Source organism: Streptomyces sp. NPDC014991, from assembly GCF_043080665.1.
Taxonomy (GTDB): domain Bacteria; phylum Actinomycetota; class Actinomycetes; order Streptomycetales; family Streptomycetaceae; genus Streptomyces.
Map to the genome: position 1 here is coordinate 169,070 of NZ_JBIBVY010000008.1, position 25,406 is coordinate 194,475.

21 protein-coding genes are annotated in these 25,406 nt (G+C 72.1%); 16 read left to right on the forward strand and 5 right to left on the reverse strand.

What is annotated here, in order from left to right:
- Nucleotides 1-10: 10 nt before the first annotated feature.
- From ACF1BE_RS15500 to ACF1BE_RS15555, 12 genes are all read left to right on the forward strand, one after another.
- Nucleotides 11-3,025 carry a Cof-type HAD-IIB family hydrolase gene (locus tag ACF1BE_RS15500; RefSeq protein WP_392199533.1) on the forward strand — a complete coding sequence of 1,005 codons (3,015 nt, stop codon included), beginning with the start codon at nt 11-13 and terminating at the stop codon, nt 3,023-3,025.
- Nucleotides 3,022-5,070: a 4-alpha-glucanotransferase gene (malQ, locus tag ACF1BE_RS15505; RefSeq protein WP_392199534.1), complete on the forward strand. Its 2,049-nt coding sequence runs from the start codon at nt 3,022-3,024 to the stop codon at nt 5,068-5,070. Before ACF1BE_RS15500 ends, malQ begins: the two co-directional genes overlap by 4 nt.
- 8 nt (nt 5,071-5,078) lie before the next feature.
- Nucleotides 5,079-6,284, forward strand: coding sequence for a sedoheptulose 7-phosphate cyclase (locus tag ACF1BE_RS15510; protein WP_392199535.1), 1,206 nt, complete (start codon nt 5,079-5,081; stop codon nt 6,282-6,284).
- On the forward strand, nt 6,277-6,648 hold the full coding sequence (locus ACF1BE_RS15515) for a cupin domain-containing protein (protein ID WP_392199536.1): 372 nt from the start codon (nt 6,277-6,279) through the stop codon (nt 6,646-6,648). Before ACF1BE_RS15510 ends, ACF1BE_RS15515 begins: the two co-directional genes overlap by 8 nt.
- The gene (locus ACF1BE_RS15520) at nt 6,629-7,669 is read left to right on the forward strand and encodes an ROK family protein (RefSeq protein ID WP_392199537.1); all 1,041 of its coding nucleotides are present in this window, start codon (nt 6,629-6,631) and stop codon (nt 7,667-7,669) included. The genes ACF1BE_RS15515 and ACF1BE_RS15520 overlap by 20 nt, the downstream gene beginning before the upstream one ends.
- Entirely contained in the window at nt 7,666-8,595 is a 930-nt protein-coding gene (locus ACF1BE_RS15525; protein ID WP_392199538.1) for a sugar nucleotide-binding protein, read from the forward strand. Before ACF1BE_RS15520 ends, ACF1BE_RS15525 begins: the two co-directional genes overlap by 4 nt.
- A 23-nt stretch (nt 8,596-8,618) precedes the next feature.
- On the forward strand, nt 8,619-8,885 hold the full coding sequence (locus tag ACF1BE_RS15530) for a hypothetical protein (RefSeq protein ID WP_392199539.1): 267 nt from the start codon (nt 8,619-8,621) through the stop codon (nt 8,883-8,885).
- Nucleotides 8,886-9,030: 145 nt separating this feature from the next.
- Nucleotides 9,031-10,521 (forward strand): GMC family oxidoreductase, encoded by a 1,491-nt coding sequence (locus ACF1BE_RS15535; protein WP_392199540.1) that lies wholly within the window; start codon nt 9,031-9,033, stop codon nt 10,519-10,521.
- 38 nt (nt 10,522-10,559) lie between these two features.
- On the forward strand, nt 10,560-11,504 hold the full coding sequence (locus tag ACF1BE_RS15540; RefSeq protein WP_392199541.1) for an aldo/keto reductase family oxidoreductase: 945 nt from the start codon (nt 10,560-10,562) through the stop codon (nt 11,502-11,504).
- A 160-nt stretch (nt 11,505-11,664) separates the two neighbouring features.
- Nucleotides 11,665-12,894 (forward strand): sensor histidine kinase, encoded by a 1,230-nt coding sequence (locus tag ACF1BE_RS15545; protein WP_392199542.1) that lies wholly within the window; start codon nt 11,665-11,667, stop codon nt 12,892-12,894.
- Entirely contained in the window at nt 12,891-13,562 is a 672-nt protein-coding gene (locus tag ACF1BE_RS15550; protein ID WP_392199543.1) for a response regulator, read from the forward strand. The genes ACF1BE_RS15545 and ACF1BE_RS15550 overlap by 4 nt, the downstream gene beginning before the upstream one ends.
- A 317-nt stretch (nt 13,563-13,879) precedes the next feature.
- The gene (locus ACF1BE_RS15555) at nt 13,880-14,227 is read left to right on the forward strand and encodes a zf-HC2 domain-containing protein (RefSeq protein ID WP_392199544.1); all 348 of its coding nucleotides are present in this window, start codon (nt 13,880-13,882) and stop codon (nt 14,225-14,227) included.
- Between the two features lie 157 nt (nt 14,228-14,384).
- On the opposite strand, the gene ACF1BE_RS15560 is transcribed toward ACF1BE_RS15555, so the two are convergent.
- Complete coding sequence (locus ACF1BE_RS15560) at nt 14,385-14,747, reverse strand: STAS domain-containing protein (RefSeq protein ID WP_392199545.1); 363 nt, start codon at nt 14,745-14,747, stop codon at nt 14,385-14,387.
- Nucleotides 14,748-14,763: 16 nt separating this feature from the next.
- Nucleotides 14,764-16,200, reverse strand: coding sequence for a PP2C family protein-serine/threonine phosphatase (locus tag ACF1BE_RS15565; protein ID WP_392199546.1), 1,437 nt, complete (start codon nt 16,198-16,200; stop codon nt 14,764-14,766).
- A gap of 162 nt (nt 16,201-16,362) precedes the next feature.
- On the opposite strand from ACF1BE_RS15565, the gene ACF1BE_RS15570 reads away from it, so the two are divergent.
- From ACF1BE_RS15570 to ACF1BE_RS15585, 4 genes are all read left to right on the forward strand, one after another.
- Entirely contained in the window at nt 16,363-16,995 is a 633-nt protein-coding gene (locus ACF1BE_RS15570; protein WP_392199547.1) for a suppressor of fused domain protein, read from the forward strand.
- Nucleotides 16,996-17,840: 845 nt separating this feature from the next.
- Nucleotides 17,841-18,464 (forward strand): histidine phosphatase family protein, encoded by a 624-nt coding sequence (locus ACF1BE_RS15575; protein WP_392199548.1) that lies wholly within the window; start codon nt 17,841-17,843, stop codon nt 18,462-18,464.
- Between the two features lie 161 nt (nt 18,465-18,625).
- Nucleotides 18,626-18,793 (forward strand): hypothetical protein, encoded by a 168-nt coding sequence (locus ACF1BE_RS15580; protein WP_392199549.1) that lies wholly within the window; start codon nt 18,626-18,628, stop codon nt 18,791-18,793.
- 246 nt (nt 18,794-19,039) lie between these two features.
- A complete protein-coding gene (locus tag ACF1BE_RS15585) occupies nt 19,040-19,243 on the forward strand; it encodes a hypothetical protein (RefSeq protein WP_392199550.1) in 204 nt (67 codons plus the stop codon).
- Nucleotides 19,244-19,268: 25 nt separating this feature from the next.
- On the opposite strand, the gene ACF1BE_RS15590 is transcribed toward ACF1BE_RS15585, so the two are convergent.
- From ACF1BE_RS15590 to ACF1BE_RS15600, 3 genes are all read right to left on the reverse strand, one after another.
- On the reverse strand, nt 19,269-20,228 hold the full coding sequence (locus tag ACF1BE_RS15590) for a redoxin family protein (RefSeq protein WP_392199551.1): 960 nt from the start codon (nt 20,226-20,228) through the stop codon (nt 19,269-19,271).
- Nucleotides 20,229-20,642: 414 nt separating this feature from the next.
- A complete protein-coding gene (locus ACF1BE_RS15595; protein WP_392199552.1) occupies nt 20,643-20,930 on the reverse strand; it encodes an STAS domain-containing protein in 288 nt (95 codons plus the stop codon).
- Nucleotides 20,930-25,090 (reverse strand): SpoIIE family protein phosphatase, encoded by a 4,161-nt coding sequence (locus tag ACF1BE_RS15600; RefSeq protein WP_392199553.1) that lies wholly within the window; start codon nt 25,088-25,090, stop codon nt 20,930-20,932. Before ACF1BE_RS15600 ends, ACF1BE_RS15595 begins: the two co-directional genes overlap by 1 nt.
- Between the last annotated feature and the right edge of the window lie 316 nt (nt 25,091-25,406).

The window sequence follows — 25,406 nt, forward strand, 5'->3', positions numbered from 1 at the left end:
GCGCGGGCGCATGCACATCATCCACTTCGCCTTCGAGTGCGGCGGGTTCGACAACCGTCTGATGCGCGGCGGGCTGTCCCCGCTGGTGTGGAACCTGTCGCGGGAGTACGCCGCACGCGGTCACCGCGTCTCGCTGGTCACTCCCGCGCACGGACTCCTCGACACGCTGCGCCGCGACCATCCGATCGAGGATCTCCCCTACCTCCACGAACACCGCGTGCCGCTGGTGCTGGACCCCAAGGTGTGGCCGGACCACCCGGCCGAGATCACCCTGGAGCTGACCACCCGGGCCCACCGGCTCCGACGGGACGGCGTGGACGTGTACTTCCTCTCCGACTCCTACCTGGACCTGCTCCCCGACCGGCTGTATCCGCCGCCCGGCACCGAAGGCACGGATCTCGCCCACTTCAAGCCTCTGGTGTTCCAGGTCGCGGGCGCCCGCTTCATCCAGCGGTACCTGCACGGCGAGGAGGCGGTGGTGCACGGCTTCGAGCCGTACTACCACTACCTGCTGCCGCTCCTGTTCGCCGGGGACCCGTCCCTGCGGACCGTGAGCACGGTCGCGGCCAACGCACCCGTCACGCAGAAGGTGTACCGCCCGCAGGTGGAGCGGCTGCTCGACATGTTCGGCGTACACGCGGACCTGGACGCGCCGGAGGGTCCGCCGCCCGCCGAGGACAGCCCTGAGGCGACCATGGCGCGGGTTCTGACCGGTACCCGGATGCACGTCGAGTACGGCCCGGACCATGTCGCCTTCATGCCGCTGGTCCTGGCCCACGCCGATCTGGTCGACTTCGTCTCGCCGGGCCAGCGGGACTACTGCAGCACCTTCCGCGACACCCCGTTCGAGGACCTGTTCCGGGCCCTGCCGGTGTCCCGCATGCTGCGCGAGCAGGCGCACAAACTGCTCATGGGAGGCTGCGGGATATCCGGCAGCTGGCTGGCGCGGGATCCGCGGGCCGTGGACCGCGAGGCGGTGCTGCGTTCCCTGGGCCTCGACCCCGCCCTGCCGGTCTTCTACCACGCCGCCCGCTACGCCGTGCACCACAAGGGGCAGCTGGAACTGGTCCGAGCCGTCGAGGACGTCCTGGCGGGCGGTACGGAGGCGGCGTTCGTCCTGCGCTTCGCCACCAGCGGGGGCGGACAGGCGGCGCCTGCCGGCAACGCCTATTTCCGGAGCGTCGCCGACCGGTACCCGGGCCGGATATACCTGGACTGGCGCCTGGCCGACGAGGACACCCTGTTCGAGCAGGCCGCCTGTGCCGACTTCTGCGTCTTTCCCTCGAAGTTCGAGCTCGACGGGTTCCTCATCGCCCAGGCCGAGGCGATGGCGTGCGGCGCGGTACCGATCGCGACCGCGCAGAGCGTCACGGCGCACTTCGGGCACGCCCTGCCCCCGCACGATCCGCGCGCGACCGGGTTCTCGCTGCCCGGCTCGTTCCGCGACGACGACCCGTCCCTCGCCGGGGCACTCGCCGAACGCATACGCCAGGCCGCGGCGCTGCGGCGCGCGGCCCCCGAGGACTACGCCCGGCTGTCGGCCAACTCCCGTGCCACCGCTCGGCAGTTCACCTGGGCCTGGAGCGCGGGTCTGCGCCTGACGGCCTTCGAGGACCTGCTGCGCGGCCGGCCCAGGACCTTCCCCGTCGAGGACGCCGTCCGGTACGGCTGGTTCGACGCCCTGCCCGCCGCCGCCTGGGACCGGCATCGGGAACCCATCGCACGATCCGCCGCGGCCCTGGGCGACACGGCGGCCTACGGACGCTGCGCACCGCTGGACGAGGAGGCGTACGAGCGTCTCTTCGAGGCCGCCTACGCGCGAGCCGACTTCGAGCGGTGCGCCGAGACCGCGCGCGAGGCCGGCCGGGCCGACTGGGCGGCGCGGGTGCGCGGACGCCACAGGGTGCTCCGGGACGCCGCGGGCCGCCGGCACCTCGAGTACCGCCACCCGCACGCCCGGCACGTGGAGCTGGCGGTCCCCGGTACCGGTGCCTCCCCCGCGGGCCTGGAGTCTCCCGCGGAGGCCGTCGCCTCCGACGAGGTCGTGCCCGCGGACAGCGGCATGGTGCTGACGCCCCTGACAGCGGCCGCAGAAGGCGTCTTCCGGGGCGTCGTGCCCGGATCCCCCGTCGGAGGCCGTCTGCTCCTCATGCTGACCCTGGCCTCGGGACGGGTCACCTGGGACACCGTCCCGTGCGAGGGGTTCGCGGACCCGCCGCTCTTCCGTCTGGTGGCGACCGATCTCGACGGCACCCTGCTGCGCAGCGACCAGACCGTCTCCGACCGCACCCTGCGCGCCCTCGCCCGGGCGGCCGAGGCCGGAGCGCGCCATCTCGTGGTCACCGGAAGACCGGCCACGGCCTGCAAGCAGTACCTGGCCGCACTCGGCTACCGCGGACTCGCCGTGTGCGGGCAGGGCGCCCAGCTCTACGACGCCGGCACCGACCGGCTGCTCACCTCGGCCTCGCTCGACCTCGATGTCGCACGCGAGGTGGTGGAACGCGTCGAGGCGGCGCTGGGTCCCCTGGAACTGGGCGTCGTGACGGCGCCGCCGGAGAGCCGCTTCAAGGTCACTCCCCGGTTCGGTGAACGTGTCCGCCACGGCTGGGACGTCACGACCGACCGCGGCCTGCTGTGGACGGACCCCATCGACAAGCTGGTCCTGCACCACACGAGTGTGCCGGAGGAGGAAGTGGAGTCGGTGGCAAGGTCGCTGTGCGGTGACAAGGTCACCGTGGTGCACTCGGTGCGGGGAATGGTGGAGGTACTGCCGGCGGGCACCACCAAGGCGGCCGGGGTGGAGCGGGCGGCGCGGCTCCTGGGATGCGACGCGGCCGAGACCGTCGCGTTCGGCGACATGCCCAACGACATACCGCTCCTGGCCTGGGCCGGGTACGGCGTGGCCGTGGGCAACGCCCATCCGGCTCTGCGGGCGATGGCGGACGAGATCGCGCCCGGAAACGACGAGGACGGCGTCGCCGTGGTCCTGGAACGCCTTTTCGGCACCGCGGAGCGGGCGTCATGACCGGGATACTGCGCGAACTGGCCCGTGCCCACGGGATAGCCACCGCCTACACCACCGACCGGGGGCAGCGGGTGGCGGTGGCCCCGGACACCCTCGTGGCCGTGCTCGCCGCGTGCGGTGTGGACGCGGCCACCGGCACGGCGGCCCGCGCCGCTCTCGCGGCCCACCGCGAGCGTGCGGCGGCCCGGCTGCTGCCCGCGTGTGTCGTCGTGCGCGGGGGCGTCGTGCCACCGCTCGCCCTGCCCGGGAACGCCACGGCGGAGGTGGAGCTCGAAGGAGGGGGCCGTGCCGCCCTGTCCGGCCCCCTGCCGACCGGCCGGCACACCCTGCACGTCAGCGCGCCGGGGGGAGGCCGACGCGCACCGCTGCTCGTCGTGCCGGAACGGCTGCCTGTGCCCGCCGAACGGCACTGGGGGTTCCTCGTCCAGCTGTACTCGGTGCTTTCGGAGCGCTCCTGGGGCATGGGGGACCTCGGTGACCTGGCGGAGCTGGCGTCCTGGTCGGGTCGCGCGCTCGGCGCGGACTTCGTGCAGCTCGGCCCGCTGCACGCCGTGGAACCCGGTCCGCTGCCCGATCCGTCGCCGTACCGCCCCGGTTCGCGCCGGTACCCCGACCCCATGCATCTCAGGGTGGAGGCGATCCCGGAGTACGCGTACCTCACGGGCGAGGGACGTCGCACCGCCGACCGGTGCGTCACCCGGGCCCGGGCGCTCAACGAGGGTGTGCTGCGGGGCGATCTGCTCATCGACCGGGAGACGGTGCGCTTCCTCAAGCACGAGGCGCTTCGGGCGGTGCACCAGGTGCCGCTCCCGCCCGGGCGGGCGGCCGCGTTCGCGGAGTTCACCGCGCGTGAGGGCGGCGACCTGACGGACTTCGCCACCTGGTGCGCGCTGGCCGGCGTGCACGGCGGGGCCTGGCGCTCCTGGCCCGCCGGGCTGCGGGACCCGCGGTCGCCGGCGGTCGCCCGCGCCCGGGAGGAGCTGGCCGCCGAGGTCGACTTCCACCGCTGGCTCGCCTGGGTCACCGACGAGCAGCTGGCCGCGGCTCAGGCGGCGGCCGTCGACGCCGGTATGGGGATCGGCCTGATCCACGACCTGGCGGTCGGGGTGGCCCCGGAGGGTGCCGACGCCTGGGCACTCCAGGAGAGCCTGGCCACGGGGATGAGCGTCGGCGCGCCACCGGACGACTTCAACCCGCACGGCCAGGACTGGGGGCAGCCGCCGTGGCGTCCGGACGGGCTCGCGGCGGCCGGGTACCGGCCGCTGGCCGGGCTGCTGCGGGCCGGGCTGCGGCACGCGGGCGCGCTCCGCGTCGACCATGCCATGGGTCTGTTCCGGCTGTGGTGGGTGCCCGAGGGCCGGGCACCGTCCGAGGGTACGTACGTCCGCTACGACGCCGAGGCGATGCTGGGCGTGCTGATGCTCGAGGCGCACCGCGCCGGGGCGGCCGTGATCGGCGAGGATCTCGGCACGGTCGAGGCCGGCGTGCGGAGGCTGCTCGACGAGCGGGGGATCCTCGGCACGTCCGTGCAGCGGTTCGAGTACCTCGGGGGGTCGGAGGGACGGCAGGGTCCGTTGCCGCCCGAACAGTGGCGACGCGACTGCCTCGCCACGGTGACCACCCACGACCTGCCGACGACCGCGGCCTGGCTCAGCGGTGAGCATGTCGAACTGCGCGCCCGTCTGGGCCTGCTCACACGTCCGGAAGCGGAGGAGAAGAGCGAGGCCGCGGCCGAGCGCGACGGCTGGCTGGCCGAACTGGAGCGGCTCGGACTGCTGCCCGACCCGGACGGTGACGTCGTGGCGCTGCACCGTTTCCTGTGCCGCACCCCGGCACGTCTGCTCGGCGTCTGGCTGCCGGACGCGACCGGCGACCGCAGACCCCAGAACATCCCCGGGACGTCCACGGTGCACCCCAACTGGCGGCTGCCCGTGAGCGACGGCCAGGGCCGTCCCGTACCGCTGGAGGACCTTCCCGGCCGGCCGCTCGTGGCCGCTCTGTCCCGGGTGTTCGCGGACCTCCGGCGGCACCGTGAGAACTCGTGAGGAGAGAGATGTCAGGCCAGGTTCTTGATCGGGTCGACCATCCGGCGGGGGTCCGCGAGGATCCCGGCGGTTTCGACCTGAGAGCACCGGACGGCACCAGGTACCGGGTCGACCTCGCCACCGGGGTGCTCGACCCGCACAACACCCTGCTCGCCGACCACCTCGGGTCCCGCCGGGTCGTGACCTTCGTCAGCCCCACCGTCGACCGGCTCCACGGCGACCGGCTGCGCGCCTATCTGGACGCACACGCCCGGCCCGGCCAGTGGACCCTGCACGTGATACCCACCGGAGAACGCCACAAGACGCTCGCCGCGGCGGAGCACGTCTGCGCCCTCGCCAAGGCGGACGGGCTGGACCGGCACGGGGTGATGCTCGCCGTCGGCGGTGGCATCGTCGCCGACGTGGTCGGCTTCGCCGCGTCCATCTACGCCCGGGGCATCCGCTACATCAAGGTCAACACCACCCTCGTGGGTCAGGTGGACGTCGGCGTCGGTGTCAAGACCGGTGTCAACGCCCTCCGGACGAAGAACATGTTCGGCGCCTACCACCCGGCCCACGCCTCCCTGAACGACCCCGCCTTCCTCGCGACGCTCCCGCCCCGGGAGATCCGCTGCGGGCTCGCCGAGATCGTGAAGATGGCCGTGATCCTGGACGAGGACCTGTTCCGGACGCTGGAACAGCACCCGGACGCGTTCCGGCGCCCGGGCGGCGTAGGCCACCCGGGCCGTGCGCACGGTCATCTGGAGAACTACATCCTGCGCACGTCGATGCGCCTGATGATGGAGGAACTCTGCCCCAACCTCCACGAGCACGACCTGGCCCGCCTCGTCGACTTCGGCCACACCTTCAGCCCGGTCGTCGAGACGGCCGGCGGCCATCGCCTGGGGCACGGCGAGGCGGTCGCCGTCGACATGGCGCTGTCCGCGCACCTCGCGCGGCTCCTCGGCCTGGCGGACGACGAGACCTGCGACCGCGTCGTCCGGCTGCTGCGGCGGATCGGGCTGCCGGTGTTCGATCCCGGTACCTGCACACCGGAGCTGATGACGCAGGCCCTGCGTGCCTCCTGGCAGCGCCGGGGCCGCAAGCTGCACCTCGTCGTACCGACGGGTGTCGGCAAGGCGGCCTTCGTGGAGGACCTCGAGGACGTGCCCGGGGACGTCCTGGTGGCCGCGCTGGAGGCGCTGGCCGCGGACGGGGAGCGGTGCGATGCCTGAGGCCGTGGTCAACCTGAGGGAACTGCTGGCCGGCAAGGAGCGGGACCACGGCGGTCTCGGCACGATCCTCGCGCACCGCGTCTTCGCTCGCCGGCCCGGCTCGCCGGGTGCCGACTTCATCGACCTGGCGGTCCTGCCGCCGGGTACCTCGATCGGCCGGCACCGGCACGGCGCCGACCGCGAGACCTACATCGTGCTGGACGGCAGCGGACTGATGTACCGGGACGGCGCGGAGTTCCGGGTGGGCCCCGGCGATGTCGTCGTCAACGACGCCTACGGCGAGCACGGCCTGCTCAACGACTGTGAGCGGGATCTGCGGCTGCTCGTCTTCGAGGAGGAACTGGATGAGCGGCGTGCAGGCTGACGACGCCTTCACCGTGCTCGACGTGGGCGGCACCACGCTGCGGGTGGGCGCCTACGACCCCGCGACGGAAACCCTGTCCCGGGTGCGCCGGGTACCGGTCGACGGCATGCACCGGGACCCCGGCGCACCGGTGCCGGTGCTCCAGCGGCGGGTGCTGGACCAGATCGTGCGCGAGGTCGCCGCGCACACGGGGGGAAGGCCGCCGCGGGCGCTGGGCGTGGCGTTCGCCGGGCCGATCACGGCCGCCGGGCTCGTGCTCGCCGCCCCCACCGTCTGGGGACGGCGTGGCGCCCCCCTGCCGCTCGGCGAGCTGCTGACGGAGCGGACCGGGACGCCGGCCGTCGTGGTCAACGACCTGACGGCGGCGGCCTGGCGGTACGCCGCGGCCGAGCCCGGGGACTTCTGCCTGCTCACCGTCAGCTCCGGCATCGGCAACAAGGTGTTCCGGGGCGGCGAGGTGCTGGTGGACGCCGACGGCCACGGCGGCGAGCTGGGCCACTGGGTCTGCGACCTGTCCCCCGACGCGCCGCTGTGTGACTGCGGGGGCCGCGGCCACCTGGGCGCCATCGCCTCCGGGCGGGGTGTGCTGGCCGCGGCGCGCCGGGCCGCGCACGCCCACGAGGCCGCCTTCCGCGGCTCCCGGCTCGCCGGGCTGTGCGCCGGCCGCGCGGAGCACATCGACAACCGGGCCGTCGCGGAGGCGGTCCGTGCCGGTGACCCCTTCAGCACGGAGGTGCTGCGCGGCACCCTGACCCCTCTCGCCCAGGCGGTCGCCGGCGTGTTCGCGTCGGTCGGGGTGTGCCGCTACATCCTGATGGGCGGCTTCGCCCTGGCGATCGGTGAACCGTACCGGCGCCTGCTGGTCGCCGAGTTGGTGCGGCTGGGCTGCTTCGGCCTCGATCCCGGGCAGATCGACGCGATGGTGTCGCTCGGCGTCGCCGATGACGACCACGGACTGATCGGCGCGGGCCGGCTGCTGGCGGAGCGGACACCGGTGCCCTTCTCCCAGGGGGCGTCATGACCGGTGAGCCGGTCCTCGTCGTGGGCAGCGGCCTGGTGGGCGGCGGGATCGCCCGGCGTCTGGCGGCGACGGGTGATCCCGTGACCCTCGTCTCGCGCCGCCCTCCCCTGCTGCCGCCCGACGGGTACGGAGCCCGCTGGGCCGCCCTCGACGCCACCGACGCCGAGGCCTGCCGGCGGCTGCTCGACCGCCTGCGTCCCGGACGCATCGTCCTGGTGCACGGCCCGTCCGACGTCACCTGGTGCGAGGACCACCCGGAGGAGGCACGCGCGGCGCATGTCACGGTGGCGGACACCTTCGCCGGCCTGGCGCCGGACACGCGCATCGTCATGATCTCCACCGACAACGTCTTCGCCGGCGACTCGGCACACCACACCGAGGGCACCCCCGTGTCGCCGGCGAACGCCTACGGCCGGGCGAAGGTGAGGGCCGAGGAGGCACTGCTCGCCAAGGCCGCCCGGGCGGTGGCCCTGCGGGTCAGCCTCGTCTACGGCCATGAGCCGGCCGACGCGGGAAAGTGGCTGAACTTCTTCGCCGCCTGCGCCCACCGGCTGCGGCGCGGCGAGCGGATCGAAGCACCTGACGACCACTGGACGACACCGGTGCTCCTGGACGACGTGGCCGAGGTGACGGCGGCCCTCCTGCACGCCGGGCACCCGCTGCCACCCGTGCTGCACCTGGGCGGCCCCGACCGCGTCACGCGCGCGCAGTGGGCCACCGTCATCGCCCGGGCACTGGGAGCACCCGCGGACCTGGTGGCACCGGTGCCGCGGGCCCGCACCCGCTACGCCTCCCGCCCGGTGAACGCCTGCCTCGCCAGTGAGGTGCTGGCGACACTGCCCGCCACCGAGAGGATCGCGGTCCGGGGGGTGCGCGAGGGAGCGCGCCTGCTGGCGTCCGCGTTCGCCGGAACTCCGGCCGACTGATGTCGCACATGGGAGGAGCCCCCGTGGCCGCAGCACCCACCCGTTTCCGTCATGCCCGGCTGTACCTCACCTTCCGCCGCAACGCCCGCTGCGGCTACTGCGACGTCTGGCAGGATGCCGTCTTCGACGGACACCGGGAGCTGACGTCCGAGGGGCTGCGCCGCTGCCTGGACGAGCCCGCGGCGCTGGGCGTCACCTACCTCGACATCACCGGCGGCGAACCGTCCCCGCACCGCGAACCGGTCACGGCGGTACGGCACTCCGGCGCTGGAGGGCGCCGGATCCGGTGACGGCCCCGGACATCGAACGGCGTCTGCTCCTCGCCGAACTCGGGGTCGGGCCCCCGCGCGACCTCGGTGCCGCCGTTCGTCCCTTCCCCGCCCAGCCGGTCCATTCCCGCCGGACCTCCGGCGACGACATCCCGACGGAGCGACCATGACAAGTGCATCCATCCGGTCCGGCTACGACGTCGTCATCCTCGGTGGCGGAGTGGCCGGATGCGTACTGGCGGCCCGCCTCACCGAGGATGCCGGCCGGTCCGTGTGCCTCGTGGAGGCGGGCCCCGACTACGGACCGCGGCAGCAGGAGTGGCCGGAGAAGATCCTGAACGCCCGTGCCCTGCCACGCGACGACGTGTGGGAGCGGCACACCGCGTTCTACCGCATCCGGGCCCGGGTCCTGGGCGGCTCGTCGTGCATCAACGGCGCCTGGAACACGTGGGGTTCGCACGCCGACCACGCGGAGTGGACCCACGCCGGCGGTGAGCGATGGTCGGCCGGCGCGCTGGAGCCGTACCGGCTCCGGGCCGTGGAGCGCATGGGGCTGCGCACCGTTCCGGACAACGAGCTCTCCGCCTGGACCTCGGCCGCCCTGGAGGCGGCGCGCGAACTCGGCCACCGGGAGGTGGACATGGGCGTGCCCGGCCGCCCCGGCTACGGCCGGCCGCTGCTCAACTCGGTCGACGGACTGCGTCGGAACGCCGCCTTGGCCTACCTGGACCCGGCGACCCGGTCGCGGCCCGGCCTGACGATCCTCGCCGGCGCCCTGGTGGACCGGCTGTCCGTACGCGCGGGCAGGGTGGTCGGCGTGCACGCCGTCCTGGACGGGGAGCAGGTGACCCTGGAGGCCGACACGTACGTACTGGCGTCCGGTACCTTCGGCTCCCCCACCGTGCTGCTGCGCAGCGGCATCGGACCCGCCGCGCACCTGGAGGAGATCGGGATCCGCTGCGAGGTCGATCTGCCGGGCGTCGGCGCCAACCTGTCCGACCAGCCGGGTGTCTTCGTACCCCTGGTGCCCACGGGCGCCCTGAACAGGGCGCTGGCGGCCAAGGAGTCGGCGGGGGAACTGTACGTCAGCCGCATGCTGGTGCGGGCGGCCAGCGAGTACTGTCCGGACGGGGCGTGGGACCTGCATCTTCTGCCCACGGCCGGCCCGCCGCTGTTCGGCACGCTCCCGCCCGGTCAGTACGAGGCCGGTGTCTCCGCGTTCCTGATGAAGCCGGTCTCCCGCGGGTATGTCCGGCTCCGCTCGGCCGATCCCCTGGAGCCCCCCGAGATCGACCCCGCCTTCCTGACCGATCCGGCCGGCCGCGACATCGCCGTCGTCCGGGCGGGTCTGGAGAAGGCGCGGGAACTCGCCGCGGGCATGAAGCCGCTGGCGGATCCCTCGGAGGCGACCCCGGTCCAGGCGCTGTCCGACGCCGGCCTCCGCGACCGGGTGGGCACCTACTGGCATCCTGTCGGCACCTGCGCCATGGGCCCGGTCCAGGACCCGTGGTCCGTCGTCGACGGGCAGGGCGCCGTCCACGGTGCGGCAGGCCTGCGCGTCGCCGACGCCTCCATCCTGCCGACCGTGCCCGCCGCCAACACACAGCTGCCGGTCCTGGCCGTCGCCGAGATGCTCGCCGACACCCTTCGCGCCTGACCGCCCCGCCACCACCCGCACTCACCACGGAGACCACCATGGCGGCAGAGACCGACATACGCGCGCACAAGCTGATCCACGGCTGCATGGGACTCGGCGGCGGCTGGGACACGAAGCCGTACACACCCGAGGACGTCCAGCACGCCGAGACCGCGATCGAGACGGCCCTGGCCGCCGGCATCACGGCTTTCGACCACGCCGACATCTACCGGTACGGCAAGTCGGAGGCCGTCTTCGGGGAGGTGCTCGCCCGCAGCAGCGGGCTGCGGGAACGCATCGTCCTCCAGAGCAAGTGCGGCATCCGGCTGCCCGACGGAGACCGGCCCGGGTACTACGACCTGCGAGGGGCCGGCATCCTGCGGCGAGTCGAGGAGAGCCTCGTCCGTCTGCGCACGGACGTCCTGGACGTCCTCCTCCTGCACCGGCCCGACCCCTTGGCCGATCCCGTCGAGATCGCCGAAGCCCTGGCCGCTCTGCACGCCCAGGGGCTGGTCCGCCGGTTCGGCGTCTCCAACATGAGCGGCCCGCAGATCGCCTCGCTCCAGGCCCACGTGGATGTCCCGCTGGTCGTCAACCAGCTGGAGATGAGCCTCGCCCAGCGGGACTGGCTGGAGGCGGGCGTCCTGTTCAACACACCGGACGCCACGCGGAACGGCTTCGCGACGGGCACGCTGGAGTGGTGCGCGGCCAACGGCATCCGGCTACAGGCCTGGAGCCCACTGGCCCGGGGCCGCTTCACCACCCGCACGGACACGAGGGTGAACCGGCTCGTCGCCGGCCTCGCCCGGCGCAAGGGCACCACGCCGGAGACCATCGTCCTGTGGTGGCTCCAACGCCACCCGGCGGGCATCACCCCCGTCGTCGGCACCACCCGCCCCGAGCGCATCAGCGCCTGCGAGGACGCGGTGTTCCGCGAGCCGGACCTCACTCACGAGGAGTGGTACGACTTGTGGATCACCGCACGCGGCGCCCCACTGCCCTGAAAGCCGTTCGGTCCCGGACAAGGTCGTGAGGGCTCGCGCCACGCGCCCGGCGTTCGGGGCTCACTGCCCATGGTCCACCGGGCTCCTGCGGCAAGGCGGTCGGGCGATGGCCGGCGACGACAATCCGGCAGCACTCGGACATCGCCCCTACCGTGGTGGCATGGCAGTGATCCACGGTTGGCGGCGGGGAGCGGGAGCCGGGGGCGGCACGATGGACGTGCTGGGGCCGGTCATGCTCTTCGTGATGTCGGTCGTGGCCGCCTCCGTCGTCCCGCACGAGCACCGGATCTCGTTCCGTTGGCCTGCCGTGGTGGTGGCGGCGGTCGGGTGCTACGCCTTGCTGTGGCGTCGTCGCCACCCGTTCGGCGTACTGGTCACCGCGGTCGCCTGCGGGGTCGTTTTCCAGGTACTGGGGGTTCGGGAGAGCCCGCTGGTCACGAGCCCCGTCATGGTGTCCGTCTACACCGTGGCCGCCCGGACAGACCGGCGGACCACCTGGATCGTCGCGTCCGCCTCGGCTGCCCTGCTGGTGGGAGCAGCCATCGTGTCGGCCCCTGGCTCGTGGCTGGCCCCGGACAACGCGGCGATGCTGGCCTGGACGGCTCTGCCCGCCGCCGTGGGAGACGGGGTCCGCTCACGCCGCGCGTACGTGGCGGCCGTGGAGGAACGGGCGGAGCACGCGGAGCGGACCCGTGAACAGGAGGCACGGCAGCGAGTGGCGGCCGAGCGGGTCCGGATCGCACGCGAGCTGCACGACGTCGTCGCGCACCACATCGCCCTGATCAACGCGCAGGCAGGTGTCGCCGTCCATCTGGTGGAGCGGCGGCCGGAGCAGTTGGTCACCGCTCTGGAGGGTATCCGGGACACCAGCCGGTCCGCGCTGGACGAGCTGCGGGTGACCGTGAGCCTCCTGCGGCAGTCCGGTGACATGGAGGCGCCCCGGGATCCGATGCCGGGCCTGGCGCAGGTGCCGGCGCTGCTGGCGTCCTTCGAGCGTGCCGGACTGTCGGTCAGGCACACGCGGCATGGCATGGCCGAGCCGTTGGCGCCGGCGGTGGACGTGACCGCGTACCGCATCGTGCAGGAGGCTCTGACCAATGTGCGCAAGCACGCCGGGGCCGATCACGCCCGCCTCCACCTGCACTACCGGCCTCAATGGCTGACGATCACCGTCGAGGACGACGGGGGCGCACGACGGCCGCCCGAGCCCCGCCCGGGGACCGGACACGGGCTGATCGGGATGCGCGAGCGTGCAGCGAGCGTCGGGGGAGAACTGGAGGCGGCAGCACGCCCCGACGGGGGCTTCACCGTCATCGCCGAACTGCCGCTGCGGCCGAGTCCGGCAACGGGAGCACCGCTCGGGCGGACCGCCGAGGAGAGTCCGGCATGACGATCCGCGTACTGCTCGCCGACGACCAGGCCCTGCTGCGGGGCACCTTCAGGATGCTGTTCGATTCCGCCGACGACATGAGGACCGTGGGCGAGGCGTCCAACGGCCGCGAGGCAGTGGAGCTGGCGAGGACACGGCGACCGGACGTCATCCTGATGGACATCCGCATGCCCGAGATGGACGGCCTCGTCGCCACACGGCTGATCGGCGGGGACGAGGACCTCGCGGAGGTGAAGGTTCTCATCCTGACCACCTTCGAGGACGACGAGTACGTCGCAGAAGCACTGCGGTCGGGCGCGAGCGGCTTCCTCGGCAAGGGGGCCCTGCCCGAGGAACTGCTCGACGCGGTCCGCACCGTCGCAGCGGGGGACGCGCTGCTGTCCCCCGCTGCGACGCAAGGGCTGATCAGGCGGTTTCTGGCGCAGCCGGAATCGTGCTCGGCAGCGGTGCACGAACGGCTGGAGTGCCTGACGCGACGGGAACGCGACGTCGTGGGGCTTGTCGCGCTGGGGCTGTCGAACGACGAGATCGCCGCCCGCCTGTTCGTCAGCCCACTGACCGCCAAGACCCACGTCAACCGGGCGATGACCAAGCTGGCCGCCCGGGATCGGGCCCAGCTCGTGGTCATCGCCTACCAGTGCGGCCTGGTCAGCGCAGGGCGGCAGTGACTCGCCCATCAGTGTCCGGGTGAACGTCGGTACGGCTCGGCGGGGAGCGTGCCGCGTCGCGGACGTAGGACGGTCCACCGCGTACCGCGACCGTGGTACCCGGGAATCGCTGCACGGGGACGACGCGCAAGCGGCCGTTCCCGGGCGATGGTGAGGTCATGGACGGAGCTTCCGTACGAGTGCACCAGCCGTGTACCGGCTCCGTTGTCGTCGGTCGCGCTCGGCCGGACCTTCTCGGCGTCCTCCGACCACGCTCACTCCCGACTCTCGTGGCGCCGGCTGCGCGATTCTCACCCCGCACGAAGGGAAACCCCACCATGCTCGCTCCCTCCCAGGACTGCCGCACGATCTGCGACCTGCTGGCCGGACACGCACTCAATGTCCTGGAGCCCGCTGACGCGAGCGCCGTCGGCACCCATCTGGCGACCTGTTCCACCTGCCGGGACGAGCACGACTGTCTGGCGGCCGTGGCCGCACACCTGACCTCTCTCCGCGACGCCCTGGCGCGCCGCACCGGCCGGCAGCAGCTGTCGCACATGCCCGGCCTGGCCGGGCCCTGTCACCGCTCACGCCACCGGCACCGTGCACGCGGTTCCGCCCGCGGAGCCGTGGCCGCCTCGCTCACGCTGCCCCAGTGGGTGAGCCGGATCGCCTACGTCAGGTGAGCGCGGCGAGCGGCCTGCGGTGTCGCCAGGATCCGTTCGGCGGCGTGTCCGGCTCCCGACGCCCGGTCCTTTCCCACGGCGGCAGGTCGCGCCGCCCCGGGACACGGTGCCACCGCCGCCGTCTCCCGTCGGGAGTGCCTGATGCGCGCGGGTCGCGTCAGGACGGCCCTGCCGGCCCCGCTCGCACGGCGTCGGCAGCCGTGGGATGCACCGGAAGGATCTCGTCCACGCCGGTGAGGGTGAGCATGCGCTGCAGGCGGGTCGGCACGCCGACCACGGCGAGCGAACCGCCCGACTGACGCATGAGGTGCCAGATCCCGATCAGGACGCTCAGGCCGGTTGAGTCGCAGAAGCCGATACGGGACAGGTCCAGAACCAGGTGAACGGGTTCGCCCCGGACGAGGTCCGCGACCCGGTCGCGCAACCCACGGCCGCTCCGCTGGTCCAGGTCACCGATGAGAGCGGCGAGTACGACCCCTTCACGAGGCTTCTCGAAGGTCATCTCGACGTCGTCGATCATGTCGTCGTCCCTCCTCTCACCGCTCGACCGGGACCGACAGCGCCAGGACGGCGACGTCGTCCGCGGCCCCGCCGGGCAGCGTCTCCAGCAGGGCGACGGTGTCCCGCACCAGGGCGGTGGCGCTGACCGGCCCGGTGCGCTGGTGCAGAAAGCCGGTCAGTCCCTCGTTACCCAACATGACGCCCTGAGCGGTATGCGCCTCGATCAGACCGTCCGTGTAGAGGAGCAGCGCTTCCCCCGGGGCCAGCCGGAAGGCGACCTGGGCGAACCGCGCCTCGGGGAACGCGCCCACGAGCATCCCTCCTTTGGGCCGTACCGCCCGCACCCACGTCGCACCCTCGTGGTCCGGACGCAGGTGGTAGACAGGGGGGTGGCCTCCGGTGGCGATCGTGACCTCGAACCCGCCGGTCTCCTCGGGTGTGAGCAGGCCGAAGACGGCAGTGCAGAAGCGGCTGCCGGCGGCGACATCGGTGAGCAGGACCGTGTTCAGCGCGGACAGGACCCCGGCGGGGTCGCAGTCGACCCGGGCGGCCGCCCGCAGAGTGTGACGGGCCAGCGAGGTGACGGTCGCCGCCTCAGTGCCCTTGCCGCATACGTCACCCAGGAAGAACACCCAGCGGTCGTCGTCGAGGGGGAAGACGTCGTAGAAGTCCCCGCCCACCTCGTACACGGAGGCCGCGTGGTAGTGGCAGGCCAGTTCGAGACCGTCGGCGGTCGGTAGCACCGGGGGCAGCAGGGCGCGCTGGAGCGTCGAGGCGAAGGCGGCGATCGCGGCTCGGTCCTGCTCCGCACGTTTCCGTGCCGCGCTCTCCGCCTCGGCCCTTGCGTGCTCCGCTTCCGCTCGTGCGCGTTCCGCCTCCGCCTGACGGCGCTCGGCCTCGCGCCGCTCCTGCTCGTGTCGCAGGGCCCGCAGGGCGGACAGCCGCAGTTCCAGCTCGTCCATCACGATCGAGGCCAGGTCGGCGAGGGTGGCGGTGTCGGCCCGGGTGATGGAGCGCGGCTTGGTGTCGAGGATGTTGACCGTGCCCAATCGGTGTCCGTCACCGGTGACGATCGGGGCCGCGGCGTAGAAGCGCACTCCCATCTCGCCTGCCACGAGCGGGTTGTCCGCCGCGACCGGATCGAGCAGCGTGTCGGGGATCACGAGCGTCTCGTCGCGCAGGACGGCCGAGCCGCACAGTCCCGGATCGCGGCCTATCTCCTTCACACCGTCCAGGCCGTGGGTGGCCTTGAACCAGATGCGGTCGGTGTCCACGATCGTGACCGTCGCCACCGGCACGTCGAAGAGCCGGGCGGCCAGCGCCGCCACCCGGTCGAACGCCCCGTCGGGCGGCGTGTCCAGGATGTCGTAACGGCGGACCGCCTCGATGCGGCGAGTCTCCACCTCGGTGTCCGGAACCACCTCGGGGCGCGGCCCCGGGACAGGGCCGACCGCGGAAGTCTGCTGGGTCATCGCTGTTTCGCCTTCGCTGCCCGTACGAGGGGGGTTGACACGGACTGGTGCACCCTAGTCCGAGGACGGGTCAGCGACCAATCATGGTGAGGGACATCGACCCCGGGACTGGTAGGCCCGCATGTCTCGGTGTCGCGTATTCGGGGCGGATGCCCACGAGTCATGACGCTGGGTAAGAGGTCAGGCCGGTTGGTTGTGGTCTGGCATGATCGCGCGGTGAGTGATGCGAGGCTGCAGGCCGCGGAGGCCGTTGAGTCACATGTCCGGGCGTTCTTCGAGGGACATTCCGTGGAGGTCGTTGTCCGGGACCTGGGGCCGGACCGGCGCGAGGCCGTGCCCGACCTACGGGTTCTCGTTGTGGGCCCTGGTCCGCGCAGCGACAGTTGGGCCTATGTGACCGCCGGATGCTGGGCCGCCATGGAGAAGGACGGTCATGGGCTTGAGTTCGTCATGACCGCCCACGTCCGCGACCAGCGGTTCATCGACCTCATGGCCATGATCGCCTACTACCATTGCGGAGGGCACCAGCTCGACCTTGAGCACAGCATGCCGATCGGTGAACCATGGGTGCCTGGCTCGACCTGCGATCACCTGCTCATCAGCCTGCCCTATCTCCACGGGCCTGACCTTGAGCACTGTTCACTGCCTGGTGGGCATGCCCGCATCCTGTGGACCCTGCCTGTGACGGCCACCGAGATCGACTTCCGCAAGCACCAGGGTCATGAGGCGTTGGAGCGACTCTTCGACGACGCGGAGATCAATCCCACTGATCCTTTCCGGGCATCGGTGGTGTGAGGCGTTGGCCAAACCGTTCCCGGCGGTCACCGACAGGTGTTGCCGGGACTGGATGTAGGCCCGCATCAGGTCGGCGACGGGTTGTGGCAGCGGGGACGGCGGGTCTCCCAGCAGGGCGGTGTCGGTGGTCTCGTCGTCGGTGACGTCGTCGATGGTGAGGCGGACGATACGGCTGACGGGTTGCGCGTAGAGGAGAACGAGCGCGGCGGCGACCCGGGCCCGCAGGGCCAAGGATTCGTCGTTGAGGACCCGGCGGAGGATCGCGAGCCGGCGGTGCTGGTGCAGCGGTTCCGCATCCTGGGTGACGACCGCCGGCGGCAGCGTGAGGCGGGGCATCCGGCTGGTCTTCATGCACCACCGCAGGAATGACTGGGACGGACGGCGGGTTGCCAGGCTCTCGGTATGCCAGGCGTCGATGTCGGCCTGCCGGCACTGCCCGATTGCACATCCTCGGCCGGCGAGCCATGCGAGGAAGGCACCGGCCTGGGTGACTTCCTGCTTGGTGTGGTTGGTCCGGGAGCGTCCCAGCGGTCCCTTCTCCGCCTTGGTCCGCAGGCGCCGCATCTGGTGCCAGGTGGCGAAGTAACGGAGAAGCTGACGGTGTTCGGGGTCTTCGACGGGAGCGAGCCGTTCGGTCAGCCAGCGTTGGTAGAGCATGAGCTGCCGGTCGACCCGCGGGAGGACACCGCTGTCCATCAGCAGGTCACGCAGGCGAGTGCTCGGCCGCTACAGCTTCAGCGCCTCGGCCCCGCTTGAGGCCCGACTCCCCCCTTCGTGGAACCGGTCTGCGTGGGTCGGCGTCCTTCCATGAGTCCGCAAGATCGACTTCACTGGAGGACGCATCCATGACCGGTACGGCCGCCCGTTACCTCTACATCGCCCGTCACGGCGAGGCATCGCCGGATGAGAGTGGATTGACGGAGGCGGGCCGCCGCCAGGCCGCCCTGCTGGGGGAGCGGCTCCGTGGGGTCCCGCTGGCGGCGATACACCACGGCCCTCTCGCCCGTGCCGAACAGACCGCCCGGCTGGTCGGTGAGCAGCTCGACGGGGTTCCCTGCCGTCGTTCCGAAGCGGCTGGCGACTACCTTCCCTACCTGCCGGAACGCGAGGAGCTGCCGCCGGAGGCAGCGGACGCCTGGATCGAGTTCCTGCACCAGTTCACGGCCGAGGAACGCGAGCAGGGCCCCGGGCTCGCCGCGACGGCACTCGCAGAGTTCACCGGGACTGTCGTCGGAGACGAACCGCGGCACGAGCTGGTCGTCACCCACAACTTCCTCGTCGGCTGGCTCCTCCGAGCCGCCCTCGACGCGCCGAAGTGGCGATGGCTGGGCATCAACCATGCCAACGCGGCCCTGACCGTCATCCGTTACGCACCTGACCGTCCCCCGGCGGTCCTCCTCTTCAACGACACCGGCCACCTCCCCGCCGAGCTCCGCTGGACCGGCTTCCCGCCAGAGCTCCACGTCTGAGGCCCGTGGCTGAGATTTTGACGACAGGCGGCCGCCGCGTCCGATGAACCCGTGCAATCCGGGGGTTCGCGGCGGCCCGAATCCGATCAGGCCCGATAGTGATTGCTGACAGGGTTTGACGACAGACAGGGTTCGATCCTCCGCACGGAAGGGGCCCACGAGTGGCGAACCTGGTCCACAAGCGGGTCTCGACCGACCAGCAGTCGACCGCCCGGCAGAACCTCGTCCTGGACGAGGCCGGGATCGAGGACCCGGTCGTCTTCGAGGAGAACCCGGGCACCTCCGGTCGCCTCCACCCCCTCCAGCCGGCGAACTCCAGCGCGAGCTGACCTACGACGGGCTGCGCGCCGCCGAGGCCAAGGGCAGCAAGGGCGGTCGCCGCGCTGCCATGGCGGCCGAGAAAGGCCGCTCGATCGCCGCCCTCGCGCGCGAGCACGGAGTCAGCCGCGGCGCGATCCGCACGGCCGTCGCCGACCTCATGCCCGACCACACCGCCATCGAGGAGGACGCCCCCGCCCCCGAGTTGCCGGTCACCCTCGACATGCAAGGTCGCCGACTTTCTCCGCGCCACCGAGATGGGCGATGCCGAGCCGGCCGCGCCCGACCACGGCGTAACCGAACGGCGCGGCCGGGGCTACACCCTGCGCGTCAGCGCCACCCCGGCAGTCCACCGCCAGCTCCTCAACGGCACCCAGGACGAGCCGACCGTCCCGGCGCAGCGCATGGCCCGCCGTGAATACGCGAACAGGGTCAGCGCCCTTGTTCCGACGGAACCATGATCCCGCCAACAGCTGTACCGACGTATCAAGGCCGGTGGGCGTTGTCGCTGAGCCAGGCCAGGACCTGGCCGGCGTGCTTGTCCGGCGGGAAGACCGGGTAGAAAACGTGCTCGATCACGTTGTCCTTGATTATCAGCGTGAGCCGCTTGTACAGCGTCAGCCCGCCTGTGGTGAATGTGGGAAGGTCCAGTGCCTGGGCCAGACCCCGTGCGGGGTCGGACAGCATCTGGAACGGCAGGTGGAGCCGCTCGGTGACCTCACGTTGGTAGTCGCTGTCCTGGCTGGAGAGGCCGTACACCTGGGTCGCGCCGGCCGCGAGCAGGTCCTGGTAGTGGTCGCGGAAGCCACATGCCTCGGCGGTGCAGCCACGGGCGCCGGGGATGGAGTCCCAGCCCTCGGGCAGATCGGTGCCGGGGCGGCCCGTCAGCGGGTAGATGTAAAGCACCGTGCGACCTGCACCCAGCGCTTCAAGGCTGACTGTGGCGCCGGCGGTGGCATGGAGTTCGAGCTGCGGCATGCTCGCACCGCGCAGGCGGGCAGCAGCGCCGTCGTCCTCGGGAACGGGCAGGTCGGCAGGCAGGCTCGTGTAGTCGGTCATCGGTTCCTCTCCTCCAGCCGGCAAGAAGTGGCTGTTGCGGTGAGCGGCCTCGTGCAGGTGCGCCACCAGCACCGCCCGGCGGGCGGTGAGGCCCTCAATCCGCTGCGTGAGCTCAGCAATGGCGTCCCGGTACCCGGCCAGCGCGGCCGGGCAGTCGTCCGCGTGCCGGTGCCCCAGGGCCAGGCATTCCACAAACGGCCGTGTCGCCTCGACAGGGATGCCGAGGAGGCACAGCGCCCGGATCTCCTGCGTGAGCCGTACGTCGTGCTCGTCGTAGTCCCGATAGCCGTTGGTCAGCCGCACCGGCGCGAGCAGCCCCAGCGATTCGTAATAGCGCACAGCCTTGGTCGTCACACCCGCTCGCCGGGCCAACTCACCTATCCGCATGCCTCTCACCTCGAAGAACGCTAAACCTTGCCCCTGAGGGTAAGGTCAAGCGCTCCGCGGGGATGCCTGCACGACCCGCAGGTGAACACAGCCCGCCCGCTGGTTCAGGCATTCACTGCTCGTACGGAGCCCGCCTCGGATCGAGGCGATGTGCGCGCTCATCGACACCACCGGCCATGATCGTTCTCACCGATGACCGCTGTACCGATGTTCTCCGAGGCCGGACTTGGGGAGGGCGGCGCAGCCAGGCCTCGCGTAGCCAGTCGCCGGGTGGCCGGGCGCGCCTCCTGGCACCTGGGCGGCGCGGTGCCGCTGCGCCGAACGCCTGAGACCGCGCCGCCGTCCTGCCCGCGGCAGCCCACCGTCGCCCCAGCCGTTGGCGCGCCACCGCGATGGCCCGCCCTCGGGCGTCGGCTACAGACCGTGGACGGTGGTGAGGTCGGCGAGTCCCGAGATCGTCAGCACCGGGGCGAGGAGAGCCGTGGCCACGAGCTCGACCCGGTCGGCGCGGGCGAACAGGACGTTGAGGCCGGCGCTGTCCAGGTACTCGACGCCGGTGAGGTCGAGGACGACCGGGCCGTGCGCGGTGTCCAGGGCCTCGCAGAGGGCGTCGGTGTTGGTCATGTCGATCTCGCCGACGGCGGTGAGCAGCGCGGTGCCGTCGGACCGCCGGCCCGGGGTCAGGGTGAGCGGGGTGGTCATCACGCGATCCTTGTGTGCATCTGGACGGTGGTACCGGCGGCGCCGGAGGTGACGGTGACGTGTTGCATCATGGCTTTCATCAGGGTCATGCCGCGGCCACGGTGGGCGTTGGCCTCGGGTTGCGGGGTCTTCCACTGTCCGGTGTCGGCGATCACCAGGCGCAGGTCGTCCACGAACGCCTCGGCGCGCAGCCGGACGGGCTCGCCGGGGGTGTCGCGATGGCCGTGTTCGATGGCGTTGGCGCAGGCTTCGCCGACCGCGACCAGGACGTTCTGCGCGGTCTGCGGGGGGAGCTGGCACCGTTCGAGCCAGGTACGTAGAGCCTGGCGGACCGGTGCGAGCTGCGAGGATTCGGCGGGGAAGGTCATCTCCAGCGGGGCCGGGTGCCGGTACAGCAGCAGGGCGACGTCGTCGTCGTAGCCGTTCTCGGGGGCCAGACGGGTCATGACCTGGGTGGCGAGATCGTCGACGCCTGCGTCCCTGCCGTCCTGGACGGCTTCGCCGGCCTGGTGGATGCCCGCGCTCAACGGGCGTCGCCGGCGCTCGACGAGACCGTCGGTGTACAGCAGCAGGGTGGCGCGCGCCGGGATCGTGCACTCCCCCTCGGGGCGTGCTCTGCCCGGCCGCACGGCCAGGGGCAGGGACCGCCCGTCCTCGAGCAGGCGGGTCGTGCCGTCGTGGTGGGCGAGGATGCCCGGCGGGTGTCCGGCGCTGGAGTAGGTCAGCCGGCCCGTCCCGGGGTCGAGAACACCGCAGAAGACGGTGGTGCACAGCGCGCCGGGGATGCCGGCGGCGAAGCGGTCCAGGGCCATGAGGGTCTGGGCGGGATCGGCGTCCTGCAGGAGCAGGGCACGGCAGGCGCTGCGCAGCTGGCCCATGACGCTGGCCGCTTCCAGTCCCCGGCCGACGCAGTCACCGACGACGATGCCGATCCGTCCGTCGGGCAGCGCCACGGTGTCGTACCAGTCACCGCCCACCTCCAGGGGCTGGGTGGCCGGTTCGTAGCGGACCGCGAAGCCGTCGGGCAGGTGGGAGGGGCCGAGGATGGCCCGTTGCAGGGCGATCGCGGTCTCGCGCTGCTGGTCGATCTGGTGGGCGCGGACCAGACCCTGGGCCAGGTGCCCGGCCAGCAGCGACAGCAGCAACTGGTCGTCGTGGGTGAACGGCCGGCCGGCGCCGAGGTCCACCCGGAGCACCATGGGGCCGTCGGGGTGCTCCACGGTGATGCTCGCGCTGGTGTGGTCGGTGACCGGGGTCAGCAGGGGTCTCTCGCGCAGGACGGTGAGCGTCTCGCGCCGGTCGGCGGGCAACTCCCGCCAGTGCGGCGCGGCGTCCGTGGCGGTCACTACGGGATCCGCGTGATGGCCGAAGACGACTGCCAGGACCTGTCGGGCGCGCCACAGCTCCTTCAGCTCGCTCAGGGCACCGGTCAGTGCTTCGCCCAGGCTGGTGGCCTGGGAGATCCTGAGACTGAGCGCCGCCAGGGCGCTGTCGCGCTGGATGGCGTAGTGCTCGGCGGTGACGTCGCGGAAGGTGCCGACGACCACGCGGCGTCCGGTGTCGGGATCCTGGGCGTGGTTGAAGGCGACGTCGATCCACAACCGGTGCCCGTCACGGTGGGTGACGGGGATGGTGTAGCGGCCACGTCCTTTCTCCATCAGTTCGGCGAAGGCGCGGCCCACCTGCTCGTGGCCCTCCGGATCACTGTCGGCCTCCGGCCACCAAGGGTGGACCGGCTGGTAGGGCAGTTCCTCGGGGCCGTAGCCCAGGAGGCCGGTGAACGCCGCGTTGATCTCGACGACCGCGCCGTCCTCGTCACAGACGAAGAACGCCTCCTGGAGGGAGTCGACCAGCGCGGTGCGCCAGCGGGCGTGGTGAGTGCGCAGGCGGGACAGTTCCACGTTGGCCCGCACCCGGGCCAGCAGTTCCGCCGCCGCGAACGGCTTGACGAGGTAGTCGTCCGCACCGGCCTGCAGGCCCTCGATGGAGGCTTCCTGCCCGGCCCGGGCGGACAGCAGCAGCACAGGCACGGCAGCGGTACGCGGGTCGGCTCGCAGCTCCCGCACCAGGGCCAGTCCGTCCAGGCGGGGCATCATGACGTCACTGACCACGAGGTCGGGAGCCTCCGCGCGGACGGCCCACAGGGTTTCGTGCCCGTCGGTGACCGCCTCCACGTGGTATCCGGCGCCCCGCAGGATGCGGGTGAGGTATTCCCGCATGTCGGCGTTGTCGTCCGCGATCAGCACCCGCGCCGGTACCACGGGACCCGAGGTGTAGGCGGTGTCGCTCGTCGCCGGTGCCACGGGTGTCTCCGCGTCGGGCGTGTCCGTGGGGAGCCAGCGCAGCGCCTCCACGACGTACGGCTCGGCGGTGGACGAGGGGACGGCGGTGGAGGCGGCCGGCGCCAGGGCGTCGGCCGGCAGGTGCTCCGTACCGAAGGGCAGGCGGACCGTGAAGCGGGTGCCCCGGCCCGGTGTGCTGTCCGCGGTGATCGTGCCGCCGTGGAGGCTGACGAGCTCCTTGACCAGCGCGAGCCCGATGCCGCTGCCCTCGTTGGAACGCGAGCGGGCGGTCTCGATGCGGTGGAAACGCTCGAAGAGCCTGGGCATCTCCTCGGCGGGCACACCGATGCCGGTGTCGGCGACCGTGACCACCGCGTGGCCGTCCTCGGTACGGACCGATACGCGGATGGATCCCTCGAAGGTGAACTTCAGCGCGTTGCTGATCAGGTTCAGGACGACCTTCTCCCACATGCCGCGGTCGATGTGCACCGGATCGTCCAGCGCGGGGCAGTCGACGTCGAAACCGAGACCGGCCTTGTCCACTGCCGAGCGGAAGACACTGGCCAGCTCGGCGGTGACCGCCGACAGGTCGACGGGCTCGTAGCTGGCCTGCATCCGCCCCGCTTCGATCCGGGAGAAGTCCAGCAGGCTGTTGACGAGTTTGCCCAGCCGGAGGCCGTTGCGGTGAACGGCCTCCAGTTCGTCGCGCACCCGGGGATCGCCTCCGTCGAACCGCGCGCGCAGTTCCTCCACCGGCCCCATGATCAGCGTGAGCGGAGTGCGGAACTCGTGGCTGATGTTGGAGAAGAAGGTGGTCTTCGCCCGGTCCAGCTCCGCCAGTTCCTCGGCCCGCCGCTGCTGGGCCTGGTAACTGCGCGCGCTGGAGATCCCGGCCGCGATGTGTCCGGCGACCAGTTCGACGAAGCCGCGGTAGCCCGCGTCCAGCGGGCGGAAGCGGTTGAGTCCGGCCACCAGGAACCCGTAGGGGGCGCTGCCCTGCTGCAGCAGTGGCACGGCCAGCGCCCGGACGGGCGGCTCGGGCCACGGCTCGACGGGCAGCGCGGTGAACGGGGCGCCGACGAGGTCCATCACCGCGGACTCACCTCCGGCCAGGGCGGCGGCCGGCCACAGAGCGTCCTGCGCGCCGGCCGGCAGACCGGCCGGCGCCGCGGGGTGTCCCGCCGTCAGCCCGGTGCATCCCGCCAGTCGCGCGGTGCCGTCCGGCTGGAAGAGGTACGTCAGCGTGAACGGCAGGTCCCGCAGGTTGTGACTGAGCTGCTGACCGGCGAAGGCCAGCATCTCCTCTTCGGTCCGCACCACGCTCGGATCCGAGCCCAGGTCCCGCAGCGTCGTCATCCGCCGTTCGCCGATGACCCGCTCGGTCTCCTCGCTCACCACGCACAGCATCCCGACCACCGCGCCGGAATCGTCCCGCAGGGGGCTGTACGAGAACGTGTGGTACGACTCCTCGGGATACCCCGAGCGCTCCAGGAACAGCAGCAGCGCCTCGTCCCACGTGGCCTCGCCCGTGGCCAGTACGGCGTCGATCCGCGGGCCGATGTCGCCCCAGATCTCCGCCCAGACCTCGCTCGCCGGACGACCCAACGCCCAGGGATACTTCTGTCCCAGGGTGTCCCGGCGGTAGGCGGCGTTGCAGAAGAACGTGAGATCGGGTCCCCAGGCCATCCACATGGGAAACCGTGACGACAGCAGGATGCTGACCGTCGTCCGCAGGCTTTGCGGCCAGCAGTCCGGCGACCCGAGCGGGGTCGCGGCCCAGTCCACCGCGGCAAGGTCTTCGCCGACCTCCGCGTCGGCGGCGAACACATCGGCCGCCGCGGTCGACGGCCGGTGCCCAGCATCTGTGGAACCCGCCACACCCATCCCTCTCCTCCACGCCGTCCAGTCCACCCACCGTGCCGACCGCGCCGGAGGCCGACCCGTTGCCCACGTGCGGAACGAGGCGACGACGTCTCCGCACGAGTCGTCGGCACGACGAACCCCGCCCGGCACGGCCTCCCGCTCGGTACCGCGACCGCCCTGTCCGCTCGGAGCGGAGCGCTACGTAGGATAGGCGGGCCGGCCAGGGCGCCGGCACAGGACCTCCGGCGCCCAGACGGCCGGCGTGGCGACCGGGGACACGACCAGGTGCGCGGTGGCGCCGTCGCGCGCTGTCACCGATGCCGTGACCGAT

Excerpts from the sequence above, each read along its gene's own strand:
- ACF1BE_RS15500 (WP_392199533.1), top strand. The coding sequence starts at position 11 with ATGCACATCATCCACTTCGCCTTCGAGTGCGGCGGGTTCGACAACCGT.
- malQ (WP_392199534.1), top strand. The coding sequence starts at position 3,022 with ATGACCGGGATACTGCGCGAACTGGCCCGTGCCCACGGGATAGCCACC.
- ACF1BE_RS15510 (WP_392199535.1), top strand. The coding sequence starts at position 5,079 with ATGTCAGGCCAGGTTCTTGATCGGGTCGACCATCCGGCGGGGGTCCGC.
- ACF1BE_RS15515 (WP_392199536.1), top strand. The coding sequence starts at position 6,277 with ATGCCTGAGGCCGTGGTCAACCTGAGGGAACTGCTGGCCGGCAAGGAG.
- ACF1BE_RS15520 (WP_392199537.1), top strand. The coding sequence starts at position 6,629 with ATGAGCGGCGTGCAGGCTGACGACGCCTTCACCGTGCTCGACGTGGGC.
- ACF1BE_RS15525 (WP_392199538.1), top strand. The coding sequence starts at position 7,666 with ATGACCGGTGAGCCGGTCCTCGTCGTGGGCAGCGGCCTGGTGGGCGGC.
- ACF1BE_RS15535 (WP_392199540.1), top strand. The coding sequence starts at position 9,031 with ATGACAAGTGCATCCATCCGGTCCGGCTACGACGTCGTCATCCTCGGT.
- ACF1BE_RS15540 (WP_392199541.1), top strand. The coding sequence starts at position 10,560 with ATGGCGGCAGAGACCGACATACGCGCGCACAAGCTGATCCACGGCTGC.
- ACF1BE_RS15545 (WP_392199542.1), top strand. The coding sequence starts at position 11,665 with ATGGCAGTGATCCACGGTTGGCGGCGGGGAGCGGGAGCCGGGGGCGGC.
- ACF1BE_RS15550 (WP_392199543.1), top strand. The coding sequence starts at position 12,891 with ATGACGATCCGCGTACTGCTCGCCGACGACCAGGCCCTGCTGCGGGGC.
- ACF1BE_RS15555 (WP_392199544.1), top strand. The coding sequence starts at position 13,880 with ATGCTCGCTCCCTCCCAGGACTGCCGCACGATCTGCGACCTGCTGGCC.
- ACF1BE_RS15560 (WP_392199545.1), bottom strand. The coding sequence starts at position 14,747 with ATGATCGACGACGTCGAGATGACCTTCGAGAAGCCTCGTGAAGGGGTC.
- ACF1BE_RS15565 (WP_392199546.1), bottom strand. The coding sequence starts at position 16,200 with ATGACCCAGCAGACTTCCGCGGTCGGCCCTGTCCCGGGGCCGCGCCCC.
- ACF1BE_RS15570 (WP_392199547.1), top strand. The coding sequence starts at position 16,363 with ATGACGCTGGGTAAGAGGTCAGGCCGGTTGGTTGTGGTCTGGCATGAT.
- ACF1BE_RS15575 (WP_392199548.1), top strand. The coding sequence starts at position 17,841 with ATGACCGGTACGGCCGCCCGTTACCTCTACATCGCCCGTCACGGCGAG.
- ACF1BE_RS15585 (WP_392199550.1), top strand. The coding sequence starts at position 19,040 with ATGGGCGATGCCGAGCCGGCCGCGCCCGACCACGGCGTAACCGAACGG.
- ACF1BE_RS15590 (WP_392199551.1), bottom strand. The coding sequence starts at position 20,228 with ATGCGGATAGGTGAGTTGGCCCGGCGAGCGGGTGTGACGACCAAGGCT.
- ACF1BE_RS15595 (WP_392199552.1), bottom strand. The coding sequence starts at position 20,930 with ATGACCACCCCGCTCACCCTGACCCCGGGCCGGCGGTCCGACGGCACC.